General features: G+C 71.3%; 12 protein-coding genes. 1 reads left to right on the top strand and 11 read right to left on the bottom strand.

What is annotated here, in order from left to right:
• The 8 genes from pyrF to pyrR form a co-directional block, all read right to left on the bottom strand.
• Positions 1–687 (bottom strand): orotidine-5'-phosphate decarboxylase (gene pyrF, locus HW445_RS06770; RefSeq protein ID WP_180220112.1); only part of this gene is annotated, 687 nt, incomplete at its 3' end.
• Positions 684–1,808: a quinone-dependent dihydroorotate dehydrogenase gene (locus tag HW445_RS06765; RefSeq protein WP_180220111.1), complete on the bottom strand. Its 1,125-nt coding sequence runs from the start codon at positions 1,806–1,808 to the stop codon at positions 684–686. The genes pyrF and HW445_RS06765, both read right to left, overlap by 4 nt.
• A gap of 53 nt (positions 1,809–1,861) precedes the next feature.
• Positions 1,862–5,173, bottom strand: coding sequence for a carbamoyl-phosphate synthase large subunit (carB, locus tag HW445_RS06760; RefSeq protein WP_180220110.1), 3,312 nt, complete (start codon positions 5,171–5,173; stop codon positions 1,862–1,864).
• Positions 5,166–6,347, bottom strand: a complete 1,182-nt coding sequence (gene carA, locus HW445_RS06755) for a glutamine-hydrolyzing carbamoyl-phosphate synthase small subunit (protein ID WP_180220109.1) — start codon at positions 6,345–6,347, stop codon at positions 5,166–5,168. Before carA ends, carB begins: the two co-directional genes overlap by 8 nt.
• Entirely contained in the window at positions 6,344–6,937 is a 594-nt protein-coding gene (locus HW445_RS06750; RefSeq protein ID WP_180220108.1) for a hypothetical protein, read from the bottom strand. Before HW445_RS06750 ends, carA begins: the two co-directional genes overlap by 4 nt.
• Entirely contained in the window at positions 6,934–8,223 is a 1,290-nt protein-coding gene (locus HW445_RS06745; RefSeq protein ID WP_180220107.1) for a dihydroorotase, read from the bottom strand. Before HW445_RS06745 ends, HW445_RS06750 begins: the two co-directional genes overlap by 4 nt.
• A gap of 27 nt (positions 8,224–8,250) precedes the next feature.
• Complete coding sequence (locus tag HW445_RS06740; RefSeq protein ID WP_180220106.1) at positions 8,251–9,216, bottom strand: aspartate carbamoyltransferase catalytic subunit; 966 nt, start codon at positions 9,214–9,216, stop codon at positions 8,251–8,253.
• A gap of 91 nt (positions 9,217–9,307) precedes the next feature.
• A complete protein-coding gene (gene pyrR, locus HW445_RS06735) occupies positions 9,308–9,901 on the bottom strand; it encodes a bifunctional pyr operon transcriptional regulator/uracil phosphoribosyltransferase PyrR (RefSeq protein ID WP_180220105.1) in 594 nt (197 codons plus the stop codon).
• A gap of 297 nt (positions 9,902–10,198) precedes the next feature.
• Here pyrR and bldD point away from each other — a divergent pair, with 297 nt between their 5' ends.
• Positions 10,199–10,699 carry a transcriptional regulator BldD gene (bldD, locus tag HW445_RS06730; protein ID WP_108957078.1) on the top strand — a complete coding sequence of 167 codons (501 nt, stop codon included), beginning with the start codon at positions 10,199–10,201 and terminating at the stop codon, positions 10,697–10,699.
• A 128-nt stretch (positions 10,700–10,827) separates the two neighbouring features.
• Here bldD and nusB read toward each other — a convergent pair whose 3' ends face one another.
• The 3 genes from nusB to HW445_RS06715 all read right to left on the bottom strand — a co-directional run.
• Positions 10,828–11,262: a transcription antitermination factor NusB gene (nusB, locus tag HW445_RS06725; protein WP_151774880.1), complete on the bottom strand. Its 435-nt coding sequence runs from the start codon at positions 11,260–11,262 to the stop codon at positions 10,828–10,830.
• Between the two features lie 2 nt (positions 11,263–11,264).
• Entirely contained in the window at positions 11,265–11,831 is a 567-nt protein-coding gene (efp, locus tag HW445_RS06720) for an elongation factor P (protein ID WP_151774879.1), read from the bottom strand.
• Between the two features lie 62 nt (positions 11,832–11,893).
• The coding region (locus HW445_RS06715) for an aminopeptidase P family protein (protein ID WP_180220104.1) at positions 11,894–12,755 on the bottom strand (862 nt) is incomplete at its 5' end.

Below are 12,755 nucleotides of genomic sequence, written 5' to 3'. Positions count from 1 at the left end.
GGCGCCGATGCCCGGGGCCAGCAGCGGGCCGTTGACGTCCAGGTCGTAGGAGGACAGGTCGCCGAGCGTGGCGCCGACCACCGCGCCGAAGGAGCCGAGCGGTTCCTCCCCCGCGTTCTCCTCGGCGAGGTGCGCCAGCATGGTGGCGCCGACCCGGCGGCCGTCGGCGCGCACGGCGTGCTGGACCTCGCCGCCCTCGGGGTTGGAGGTGAGCGCCAGGACGAACAGCCCGGCGCCGTTCTCCCGGGCCAGGTCCACGGCCGGCTTCAGCGAGCCGTAGCCGAGGTACGGGGAGACCGTGAGGGCGTCCGAGAACAGCGGGGCGTCCTTGCGCAGGAACGACTCGGCGTAGGCGGCCATGGTGGAGCCGATGTCGCCGCGCTTGGCGTCCATGACCACCAGGGCGCCTGCCGCGCGGGCCTCCTCGACGGACTTCTCGAGCACCGCGAGGCCGCGGGAGCCGAAGCGCTCGAAGAAGGCGATCTGCGGCTTGAGGACGGCGACCCGGTCGGCCAGCGCCTCGACCACGGTGCGGCTGAAGCGCTCCAGCCCGGCGACGTCGTCGGCCAGGCCCCAGGAGCCGAGCAGGGAGGCGTGCGGGTCGATGCCGACGCAGAGCGGGCCGCGCTCGTCCATGGCGCGGCGCAGCCGTGCGCCGAAGGGCTCGGTGGGGGCGGTGGGGGTCATACGGCCTTCTCCTTGTCCTCGTCGGCCTTCACCGCCGCGCCGACCGCGTCGGCGAGGGTGGCGTACGGGCTCTGGCGCAGGCGCCGGGCCAGGCCCTGGTGGATCGCGCGGGCCCACAGCGGGCCCTCGTAGATGAAGGCGCTGTAGCCCTGCACCAGCGTGGCGCCGGCCAGGATGCGCTGCCAGGCGTCCTCCGCCGTCTCGACGCCGCCGACGCCGACCAGGGTGATCCGGTCGCCGACGCGGGCGTAGAGGCGGCGCAGCACCTCCAGGGAGCGTTCCTTGAGCGGGGCGCCGGAGAGGCCGCCGGTCTCCTGCACCACGGCGGGCGAGGACCTCAGGCCCAGTCCGGCGCGGGCGATGGTGGTGTTGGTGGCGATGATGCCGTCCAGGCCGAGCTCGACGGCGAGGTCGGCGACGGCGTCCACGTCCTCGTCCGCGAGGTCGGGGGCGATCTTCACCAGCAGCGGGACCCGGCGCTCGGGCACCGTGCGGTCGGCGGCCTCGCGCACGGCGGTGAGCAGCGGGCGCAGCGCCTCGGTGGCCTGGAGGTTGCGCAGCCCGGGGGTGTTGGGCGAGGAGACGTTGACGACCAGGTAGTCGGCGTGGCGGGCGAGCCGCTCGGCGGACTTCACGTAGTCGGCGGCGGCCTCCTCCTCGGGGACGACCTTGGTCTTGCCGATGTTGACGCCGACGACCGGCTTGAAGACCGGCCGGCGGGCGGCGAGGCGGGCGGCGACGGCGGCGGAGCCGTCGTTGTTGAAGCCCATCCGGTTGATCAGCGCGCGGTCGGCCACCAGCCGGAAGAGGCGCTTCTTCGGATTGCCGGGCTGGGCCTCTCCGGTGACGGTGCCGATCTCGACGTGGTCGAAGCCGAGCATGGCCATGCCGTCGATGGCGACGGCGTTCTTGTCGAAGCCCGCGGCCAGACCGAACGGCCCGTGCATCCGCAGGCCGAACGCCTCGGTGCGCAGCTCGGTGTGCCGGGGGGCGAGCCAGGCGGCGAGGAAGGTGCGCAGCACGGGGACGCGGGCCGCGAGCCGGATCCAGCGGAAGGCGAGGTGGTGGGCGCGCTCGGGGTCCATGCGGCGGAAGACGAGGCGGAAGAAAAGCGAGTACATCTGGAGGCTCCTCGTGAAGAGGGGGACACCGTTTCCGGTGTCCCCCTCGTCGGTCACTGTCCGCGCGACGCGGTCAGCTGTTCCGCGTGTTCCTGGAGGGATCGGACTCCGACGTCGCCCTTGGTGAGGGCGTCGATGCCCTGCACCGCGGCGGCGAGCGCCTGGACGGTGGTGAGGCAGGGGACGCCGCGGGCCACGGAGGCGGTGCGGATGTCGTAGCCGTCGAGGCGGCCGCCGGTGCCGAACGGCGTGTTGACGATGAGGTCGACCTGGCCGTCGTGGATCAGCTGGACGATCGTCTTCTCGCCGTCGGGGCCCTCGCCCTCGGACTGCTTGCGCACCACGGTGGCGGGGATGCCGTTGCGGCGCAGCACCTCGGCGGTGCCGGAGGTGGCGAGCAGCTCGAAGCCGGCGCCGGCCAGCTCGCGGGCCGGGAAGATCATCGAGCGCTTGTCCCGGTTGGCGACCGAGATGAACGCGCGGCCCTTGGTGGGCAGCGGGCCGTAGGCGCCGGCCTGCGACTTGGCGTAGGCGGTGCCGAAGACCGAGTCGATGCCCATGACCTCGCCGGTGGAGCGCATCTCCGGGCCGAGGACGGTGTCCACGCCGCGGCCGTGCACGTCGCGGAAGCGCGACCACGGCATCACGGCCTCCTTGACGGAGATCGGCGCGTCCAGCGGCAGGTCGCCGCCGTCGCCGGTCCTCGGCAGCAGGCCCTCGGCGCGCAGCTCGGCGACGGTGGCGCCGAGCGAGATGCGGGCGGCGGCCTTGGCCAGCGGCACCGCGGTGGCCTTCGAGGTGAAGGGCACGGTGCGCGAGGCGCGCGGGTTGGCCTCGAGGACGTAGAGGATGTCGCCCGCGAGCGCGAACTGGATGTTGATCAGGCCGCGGACGCCGACGCCCTTGGCGATGGCCTCGGTGGAGGCGCGCAGCCGCTTGATGTCGTAGCCGCCGAGAGTGATCGGCGGCAGGGCGCACGCCGAGTCGCCGGAGTGGATGCCGGCCTCCTCGATGTGCTCCATGACGCCGCCGAGGTAGAGCTCGGTGCCGTCGTAGAGGGCGTCGACGTCGATCTCCACCGCGTCGTCGAGGAAGCGGTCGACCAGGACCGGGCGGTCCGGGGAGATCTCGGTGGACTCGGAGATGTAGGCCTCGAGGCGGGACTCCTCGTAGACGATCTCCATGCCGCGGCCGCCGAGCACGTAGGACGGGCGGACGAGGACGGGGTAGCCGATCTCGTCGGCGATCTTCTTGGCCTCGGCGAAGGTGGTGGCGGTGCCGTGCTTGGGGGCGGGCAGGCCGGCCTCGGCGAGCACGCGGCCGAAGGCGCCGCGGTCCTCGGCGGCGTGGATCGCCTCCGGGGAGGTGCCGACCACGGGCACGCCGTTGTCCTTGAGGGCCTGGGACAGGCCCAGCGGGGTCTGGCCGCCGAGCTGGACGATCACACCGGCGACGGGGCCCGCCTGCTGCTCGGCGTGGACGATCTCCAGGACGTCCTCCAGGGTGAGCGGCTCGAAGTAGAGCCGGTCGGAGGTGTCGTAGTCGGTGGAGACGGTCTCCGGGTTGCAGTTGACCATCACGGTCTCGTAGCCGGCGTCGCTGAGCGCGAAGGAGGCGTGGACGCAGGAGTAGTCGAACTCGATGCCCTGGCCGATGCGGTTCGGGCCGGAGCCCAGGATGATCACGGCGGCGCGCTCGCGCGGGGCGACCTCGCTCTCCTCGTCGTAGGAGGAGTAGAAGTACGGGGTCTTCGCGGCGAACTCGGCGGCGCAGGTGTCGACCGTCTTGTAGACCGGGCGGACGCCGAGGGCGTGCCGGACCTGGCGGACGACGTCCTCGCGCAGGCCGCGGATCTCGGCGATCTGCTGGTCGGAGAAGCCGTGGCGCTTGGCCTCGGCGAGCAGATCGGGGGTGAGTTCGGAGGCGGCGGCCAGCTCGTCGGCGATCTCCTTGATCAGGAAGAGCTGGTCGACGAACCAGGGGTCGATCTTCGTGGACTCGAAGACCTCCTCCTGGGTGGCGCCGGCCCGGATGGCCTGCATCACGGTGTTGATGCGGCCGTCGGTGGGACGGACGGCCTCGCGCAGCAGCTCGTCCTTGTCGCCCGGCTCACCGGTGAAGGTGAACTGGCTGCCCTTCTTCTCCAGGGAGCGCAGGGCCTTCTGCAGGGCCTCGGTGAAGTTGCGGCCCATGGCCATGGCCTCGCCCACCGACTTCATGGTGGTGGTGAGGGTGGAGTCGGCGGAGGGGAACTTCTCGAAGGCGAAGCGGGGCGCCTTGACCACGACGTAGTCGAGCGTCGGCTCGAAGGAGGCCGGGGTCTGCTCGGTGATGTCGTTGGGGATCTCGTCCAGCGTGTAGCCGACGGCCAGCTTGGCGGCGATCTTGGCGATCGGGAAGCCGGTGGCCTTGGAGGCGAGCGCGGAGGAGCGGGAGACGCGGGGGTTCATCTCGATGACGATGACCCGGCCGTCGGCGGGGTTGACGGCGAACTGGATGTTGCAGCCGCCGGTGTCGACGCCGACCTCGCGGATCACGGCGATGCCGATGTCGCGCAGGATCTGGTACTCGCGGTCGGTGAGAGTCATCGCCGGGGCGACGGTGATGGAGTCGCCGGTGTGGACGCCCATCGGGTCGAAGTTCTCGATGGAGCAGACGACCACGACGTTGTCGTGCTTGTCGCGCATCAGCTCCAGCTCGTACTCCTTCCAGCCGAGGATGGACTCCTCCAGGAGCACCTCGGTGGTCGGGGAGAGCGTGAGGCCCTGGCCGGCGATGCGGCGCAGCTCCTCCTCGTCGTGCGCGAAGCCGGAGCCGGCGCCGCCCATGGTGAAGGAGGGGCGGACCACGACGGGGTAGCCGCCGAGCGTCTCGACGCCGGCGAGGACGTCGTCCATGGAGTGGCAGATGACCGAGCGGGCGGACTCGCCGTGGCCGATCTTCTTGCGGACCTCTTCGACGACGACCTTGAACTGCTCGCGGTCCTCGCCCTTGTGGATGGCCTCCACGTTGGCGCCGATCAGCTCGACGCCGTACTTCGCGAGGACGCCGTTCTCGTGCAGGGAGATCGCGGTGTTGAGCGCGGTCTGGCCGCCGAGGGTGGGCAGGAGGGCGTCGGGGCGCTCCTTGGCGATGATCTTCTCGACGAACTCGGGGGTGATCGGCTCGACGTAGGTGGCGTCGGCGATCTCCGGGTCGGTCATGATCGTCGCCGGGTTCGAGTTGACCAGGACGACGCGCAGGCCCTCGGCCTTGAGGACGCGGCATGCCTGGGTGCCGGAGTAGTCGAACTCCGCGGCCTGGCCGATGACGATCGGGCCGGAGCCGATGACCAGGACGGACTGGATATCGGTGCGCTTAGGCACGCTGGCCCTCCATGAGGCTGTTGTTCATCAAAGCGGCGAAGCGATCGAACAGGTAGGCGGCGTCGTGGGGACCCGCTGCCGCTTCGGGGTGGTACTGGACGCTGAACGCGGGCCGGTCGAGGAGCCGCAGGCCTTCGACGACGTCGTCGTTGAGGCAGACGTGCGAGACCTCGGCGCGGCCGTAGGGGGTGTCGGAGACCTTGTCGAGCGGGGCGTCGACGGCGAATCCGTGGTTGTGGGCGGTGACCTCGACCTTGCCGGTGGTACGGTCCTGGACCGGCTGGTTGATGCCGCGGTGACCGTACTTCAGCTTGTAGGTGCCGAAGCCGAGGGCGCGGCCGAGGATCTGGTTGCCGAAGCAGATGCCGAACAGAGGGGTGGAGCGCTCCAGGACGCCCCGCATCAGCTCGACGGGGTGCTCGGCGGTCTCCGGGTCACCCGGGCCGTTGGAGAAGAACACGCCGGTCGGATTCACCGCGTAGATGTCGTCGAGAGTGGCGGTGGCGGGCAGGACGTGGACCTCGATGCCGCGCTCGGCCATCCGGTAGGGCGTCATGCCCTTGATGCCGAGGTCGATCGCGGCGACGGTGAACTTCGCGCTGCCGATGGGCAGGGCTTCGCCGCCGGGCCCCTGCGCCGGGACGACGTACGCCTCGGTGGTGGCGACCTCCTCGTAGAGGCTGGCGCCCTTCATCGGGGCGGCCTCGCGCACCTTGGCCAGCATGGCGTCGTCGGAGGCGACGGCCTCGCCGGAGAAGATGCCGACGCGCATCGCGCCGCGCTCACGCAGGTGGCGGGTGAGGGCGCGGGTGTCGATGCCGCTGATGCCGACGACGCCCTGGTCGGCGAGCTCGTCGTCGAGGGTACGGGTGGAGCGCCAGTTGGACGGCACCCGGGCGGGGTCACGGACGACGTAGCCGGCCACCCAGATCTGGTGGGACTCGCGGTCCTCCTCGTTCATGCCGGTGTTGCCGACGTGCGGCGCCGTCATGACGACCACCTGACGGTGGTAGGACGGGTCGGTGAGGGTCTCCTGGTAGCCGGTCATGCCGGTGGAGAAGACGGCCTCGCCGAAGGTCTCCCCCACGGCCCCGTAGGCGCGGCCGCGGAAGATCCGGCCGTCCTCCAGGACGAGTACTGCGGGAGCCTTGGCTCCCCTGGTGGAGGTCGTCATCGTGCGCCTTCCGTCTGCTTCTTGTGCTGTTCGATCATGTCGTTGAGGGCGGCGACCCACTCGGGGTGTTCGGCCGATCGGTCGGAGCGGAATCCGGAGTCGATCAGCCGGTCGCCGTGCTCCCAGGTCACCACCAGCAGTCCGCCCTCGGTGAGGACCTTGCCGGCGATGCCCTTGTCCAGCCGGGCCTCGCGCAGCCGGCCGGCCGGGACGAAGAAGTCGTCCGCGCCCGGGCGGGCGACGGCCAGTCCGGCGTCGGTGAGGGTGAGCTCGGCCCGGCTCCGGGTGCCCAGGCCGCGGGCCACGATGCGGTCCAGCCACTGGTGGGCGGTGGTGGAGCCGTGGTAGCGGCCGGTGAGGGTGAGTTCCGGCTCGCCCGCGGGCTCGGGGGCCTGGGGCAGCGCGGGGAGGTCGCCCTGGAGGGTGCTCCGCCACTTCCAGCCTTCGCGCATCAGCCAGTAGACGAGCGCGACGAACAGGGCGAGGCCGATGACCGCGGCGATGCGCCCCGGCCAGTTGGTGACCTCGGCCGACCTGCGTTCGGTCTCGGCGGCGAGGTGTACGAGGAGGAGGGGGCTGGAGGACGTCACGCGAGCTTCCCGTCGGAGTAGGTGGCCTTGCCCCGCAGCCACGTGTGGGTGACACGGCCCGGCAGCTCGCGGCCCTCGTAGGGGGTGTTGCGGCTGCGGGAGGCGAAGCCCGCGGGGTCCACGTCTCCACGGTATGCGGTGTCGACCAGGACGAGGTTGGCGGGCTCACCGACGGCCACCGGCCGGCCGTGGCCCTTGGCGCGTCCGATCCGGGCGGGCGCGACGGACATCCGGTCGGCGACGCCTGCCCAGTCCAGCAGGCCGGTCTCCACCATGGTCTCCTGCACCACGGACAGGGCGGTCTCCAGGCCGACCATGCCCATGGCGGCGGCGGCCCACTCGCAGTCCTTGTCCTCGTGCGGGTGCGGGGCGTGGTCGGTGGCGACGATGTCGATCGTGCCGTCGGCCAGCGCCTCGCGCAGGGCCATCACGTCGCGCTCGGTGCGCAGCGGCGGGTTGACCTTGTAGACGGGGTTGTAGCTGCGCACCATCTCGTCGGTGAGCAGCAGGTGGTGCGGGGTGACCTCGGCGGTGACGTCGATGCCGCGGGATTTGGCCCAGCGGACGATCTCGACGGAGCCGGCCGTGGACAGGTGGCAGATGTGGACGCGGGAGCCGACGTGCTCGGCGAGCAGGACGTCGCGGGCGACGACCGACTCCTCGGCCACCGCCGGCCAGCCGCCGAGACCGAGCTCGGCGGAGACGACGCCCTCGTTCATCTGGGCGCCCTCGGTCAGCCGGGGCTCCTGGGCGTGCTGGGCGACGACGCCGCCGAAGGCCTTCACGTACTCCAGCGCGCGGCGCATGATCACCGCGTCGTGGACGCACTTGCCGTCGTCGGAGAAGACGGTGACGCCGGCCGCGGACTCGTGCATGGCGCCGAGTTCGGCGAGCTTCTCGCCCTCCAGGCCGACGGTGACGGCGCCGATGGGCTGCACGTCGCAGTAGCCGTGCTCCTGGCCGAGGCGGTAGACCTGCTCGACCACGCCGGCCGTGTCGGCGACGGGGAAGGTGTTGGCCATGGCGAACACCTGGGTGTAGCCGCCCTTGGCGGCGGCGCGGGTTCCGGTGAGGACCGTCTCGGAGTCCTCGCGGCCGGGCTCGCGCAGGTGGGTGTGGAGGTCGACCAGGCCGGGGAGGAGGACCTTGCCCTCCGCCTCGACCACCGTGTCGACGCCCTCGGTGTCCAGGCCGGTGCCGACGGCGGCGACGGTCGTGCCGTCGATCAGCACGTCCTGCGGGTCGCCGCCGAGCACGCGCGCACCGCGGATCAGGGTCTTGCTCATGGATTCTGCCTTTCCTCGGTGCGGGTGTTACTGGCCGGGCGTGGGCTCGTTGGCGTTGCCGCCGAGCAGCAGGTACAGGACGGCCATCCGGGTGAAGACGCCGTTGGCGACCTGCTCGGTGACGGTGCAGCGCTCGGAGTCGGCGACCTCCGCGGTGATCTCCATGCCGCGGACCATCGGGCCGGGGTGCATCACTATGGCGTGGTCGGGCATCTTCGCCATCCGTTCGCCGTCCAGGCCGTAGCGGCGGGAGTACTCGCGCTCGGTGGGGAAGAAGGCCGCGTTCATCCGCTCCCGCTGGACGCGGAGCATCATCACCGCGTCGGCCTTGGGGAGGGCGGAGTCGAGGTCGTAGGAGACCTCGCAGGGCCAGGTCTCGACGCCGACCGGCAGCAGGGTGGGCGGGGCGACCAGGGTGACGTGCGCGCCCAGGGTGTGCAGCAGGTCGACGTTGGAGCGGGCCACCCGGCTGTGCAGGATGTCGCCGACGAGGGTGACGTGCCTGCCGGCCAGGTCCTGGCCGAGGCCGGCGTCGGGGCCGATCAGGCGGCGGCGCATGGTGAAGGCGTCCAGCAGGGCCTGGGTGGGGTGCTGGTGGGTGCCGTCGCCGGCGTTGATCACCGGGGCGTCGATCCAGCCGGAGGTGGCCAGGCGGTAGGGGGCGCCGGAGGCGCTGTGGCGGATGACCACCGCGTCCACGCCCATGGCGGCCAGGGTCTGGGCGGTGTCCTTGAGGGACTCGCCCTTGGAGACGCTGGATCCCTTGGCGGCGAAGTTGATGACGTCGGCCGACAGCCGCTTCTCGGCGGCCTCGAAGGAGATCCGGGTGCGGGTCGAGTCCTCGAAGAAGAGGTTGCAGACGGTGCGGCCGCGCAGGGCGGGAAGCTTCTTGACCGTGCGGTCGCCGACCCGTGCCATCTCCTCGGCGGTGTCGAGGATGTGGACGGCGTCGTCGCGGGTCAGGTCGGCGGCCGAGATGAGGTGGCGCTTCATCGGGCAGGCTCCGTGGGAAGGATCATCTGGGAGATTTCGGGCAGGCGTGGACGCGTGCGCGTACCCCGGTGGCGCGGGTACGCCGGCGGGTCTACTGCCGTGAGCCCTGGGAGGCCGGCTTGGTGCCGAGCAGCACGGTGTCGCGACCGTCCTCCTCGGCGAGCTGGACCTTGACCGTCTCCCGCAGCGACGTGGGGAGGTTCTTGCCGACGTAGTCGGCCCGGATCGGCAGTTCGCGGTGGCCGCGGTCGACGAGCACCGCGAGCTGCACCGCTCGCGGGCGGCCGATGTCGTTCAGCGCGTCGAGCGCGGCGCGGACCGAGCGGCCGGAGAAGAGCACGTCGTCGACGAGGACGACCAGGCGGCCGTCGACGCCGTCACCGGGGATCTCGGTGCGGGCGAGCGCTCTCGGCGGCTGGAGCCGCAGGTCGTCGCGGTACATGGTGATGTCGAGGGAGCCGACGGGGATCTTCCGCCCGGTGATCTCCTCGAGCTTGTCGGCGATCCGCCGGGCGAGGTAGACGCCCCGGGTCGGGATGCCGAGCAGCACGACGTCCTCGGCGCCCTTGGCGCGTTCGACGATCTCGTGCGCGATGCGGGTCAGAACCCGCGCGATGTCCTGGGCCTCGAGCACGGCACGTGCGTCGGCCCCCTGCGCCGCTGACGCGGAGCTGTTCGTGTCCATACGAAAAGGACCCCCTTCTCCGCCTCACGGGACGGACTTTAAAGGACGTCGTGTTTACGCCCTCTACCCTAACAGGCCCGCAAACACCCCAGCTCACCCCCCGCCCCTCCGCGGATTCACCCGCAGACTCACCCTTTCGGAGCAACCTGGCGAACCGATCATCGAACCGTCGGTCCGGACCATTCCGCTTGACGGGGCAGAGTAACGCTGCGTAACCTTACAGTGAGTTACCAACCGTGCGGCACGCCCCGCGAAAGCACCGCTGACCGCACGTGCCGCCGACTGTCCGGGAGCTTTATGTCCAGCGAATACGCAAAGCAGCTCGGGGCCAAGCTCCGGGCCATCCGCACCCAGCAGGGTCTGTCCCTCCATGGCGTGGAGGAGAAGTCCCAGGGCCGCTGGAAGGCCGTCGTGGTCGGTTCCTACGAGCGCGGGGACCGCGCCGTGACCGTGCAGCGGCTGGCCGAGCTGGCGGACTTCTACGGTGTCCCCGTCCAGGAGCTGCTCCCCGGCACCACGCCGGGCGGCGCCGCGGAGCCCCCGCCGAAGCTGGTCCTCGACCTCGAGCGCCTCCAGCACGTGCCGGTGGAGAAGGCCGGTCCGCTGCAGCGCTATGCGGCGACGATCCAGTCCCAGCGCGGTGACTACAACGGCAAGGTGCTGTCGATCCGCCAGGACGACCTGCGCACCCTGGCCGTGATCTACGACCAGTCCCCCTCGGTGCTGACCGAGCAGCTGATCAGCTGGGGCGTGCTGGACGCGGACGCGCGCCGCGCGGTCGCCCACGAGGAGAGCTGAGGGCCTCCCCGTCACCACGGGCCGGGCGGAACCCGGCGCGGCACGCGCGTGCAGAAACGAAAATGCCGAAGGGCCCCAGCATGATGCTGGGGCCCTTCGGCAATGCGGCGTCGTGGTGGGCGCGCGGCTCAGGCCTCTTCCCGTCGCAGCGACGGCTTGAGGTCCTTCAGCCGGCCCAGCAGTCCGTTGACGAACGCGGGCGAGTCGTCGGTGGAGAACTCCTTGGCCAGCTGGACCGCCTCGTCGAGCACCACCGCGTCGGGGGTCTCGTCCATCCAGATCAGCTCGAAGGCGCCGAGCCGCAGGATGTTGCGGTCGACGACCGGCATCCGGTCCAGCGTCCAGTCCACCGCGTACTGGGCGATGAGCTCGTCGATCCGGCGGACGTGGTCCGCGTACCCCTCGACCAGCTGCATCGTGTACTCGCTCACCGGCGGCTGCCGGGTGTCGTTCCGGGAGTGCCGGACCCAGTCGGCGAGGACGGACAGCACGTCGGCGCCGCGCTGGTCGGCCTCGAAGAGGATCTGGAAGGCCCGCTTGCGAGCCGTATTGCGGGCAGCCACGGTTAGCTGTTCACCCGGCCGAGGTAGTCGCTGGTGCGGGTGTCGACCTTGATCTTCTCACCGGTGGTGATGAAGAGCGGAACCTGGATCTGGTGACCCGTCTCCAGGGTGGCCGGCTTGGTGCCACCGGTGGAGCGGTCGCCCTGGACGCCCGGCTCGGTCTCCTGGACGACCAGCTCGACGGCGGCCGGCAGCTCGACGAAGAGCACCTCGCCCTCGTGCTGGGCGACGACGGCGGTGAAGCCCTCGATCAGGAAGTTGGCGGCGTCGCCGACGGCCTTGCGGTCGACCATGAGCTGGTCGTAGGTGTCCATGTCCATGAACACGAAGTACTCGCCGTCCATGTACGAGAACTGCATGTCGCGCTTGTCAACGGTGGCCGTCTCGACCTTGACGCCGGCGTTGAAGGTCTTGTCGACGACCTTGCCGGAGAGCACGTTCTTGAGCTTGGTGCGCACGAAGGCCGGGCCCTTGCCGGGCTTGACGTGCTGGAACTCGACGACGGACCAGAGCTGGCCGCCTTCGAGCTTGAGCACCATGCCGTTCTTGAGGTCGTTCGTGGAAGCCACGGTTGCGGAATCTCCTGGACTGACGTGGACGACCCCGGGGCAGGAGCGCCGCGGCCCGGAGGCTACAGCGCGAGCAGCTCCTTGGTCGTGATGGTGAGTAGCTCGGGTCCGCCGTCCGCCTCGGGGCGCACGACGAGCGTGTCATCGATCCGGACCCCGCCCCGACCGGGGAGGTGAACCCCCGGCTCGACGGTGACCGGCACGCAAGCGTCCAGTTTACCCATGGCCGCGGGGGCCAACTGCGGGTCCTCCGCGATTTCCAGTCCCACACCGTGTCCGGTGCGCGCGGGAAGGGCGCTGCCGTAGCCGGCGGAGGCGAGGACCTGGCGCGCCGCCCGGTCCACCTGCCGGTGCTCGGTGCCCGGCAGGAGCGCCTCCCGGCCCGCCCGCTGGGCGGCGAACACCACGTCGTAGAGCTCGATCTGCCAGTCGGCGGGGGTGGTCCCGATGACGAAGGTACGGCCGATCTCGCACCGGTAGCCCCGGTAGGCGGCGCCCATGCAGACGGAGAGGAAGTCGCCCTCCTCCACCCGGCGGTCGGTGGGCCGGTGGCCTGGCCGTCCGGAGTGCGGACCGGTGGCCACCGAGGTGGGGAACGCCGGGCCGTCGGCGCCGTGGTCGACCAGGCGGCGCTCCAGCTCCAGCGCGAGGTGGCGTTCGGTGCGGCCCACCAGGATGGACTCCAGCAGCTCGCCCAGCGCCTGGTCGGCGATCTCCGCGCCCGCGCGCAGGCAGGCGATCTCCTCCTCGTCCTTGACCACCCGCATCTGCTCCACGGCGGTGCCGAGGTCGGTGAGCCGGAGCCGGGAGGCGACCGAGCCGATGGCGCGGTGGCGGGCCACCGTGAGGTGGTGCTCCTCCACGGCGAGCGAGTCGGCGCCCTCCTCGGCCGCCAGTCCGGCCGCGGCCACGGCCGCGTCGCCG

Source organism: Streptomyces sp. UH6, from assembly GCF_013421635.1.
Classification (GTDB): Bacteria; Actinomycetota; Actinomycetes; order Streptomycetales; family Streptomycetaceae; genus Streptomyces; species Streptomyces abyssomicinicus.
Note: the sequence above shows the minus strand (reverse complement) of the source record. Positions and strands in the feature narration are given on the sequence as shown.

Bases quoted from the DNA above. Each gene is read 5' to 3' on its own strand.
- HW445_RS06765 (WP_180220111.1), bottom strand. From the start codon at position 1,808: ATGTACTCGCTTTTCTTCCGCCTCGTCTTCCGCCGCATGGACCCCGAG.
- carA (WP_180220109.1), bottom strand. From the start codon at position 6,347: ATGACGACCTCCACCAGGGGAGCCAAGGCTCCCGCAGTACTCGTCCTG.
- HW445_RS06745 (WP_180220107.1), bottom strand. From the start codon at position 8,223: ATGAGCAAGACCCTGATCCGCGGTGCGCGCGTGCTCGGCGGCGACCCG.
- HW445_RS06740 (WP_180220106.1), bottom strand. From the start codon at position 9,216: ATGAAGCGCCACCTCATCTCGGCCGCCGACCTGACCCGCGACGACGCC.
- pyrR (WP_180220105.1), bottom strand. From the start codon at position 9,901: ATGGACACGAACAGCTCCGCGTCAGCGGCGCAGGGGGCCGACGCACGT.
- bldD (WP_108957078.1), top strand. From the start codon at position 10,199: ATGTCCAGCGAATACGCAAAGCAGCTCGGGGCCAAGCTCCGGGCCATC.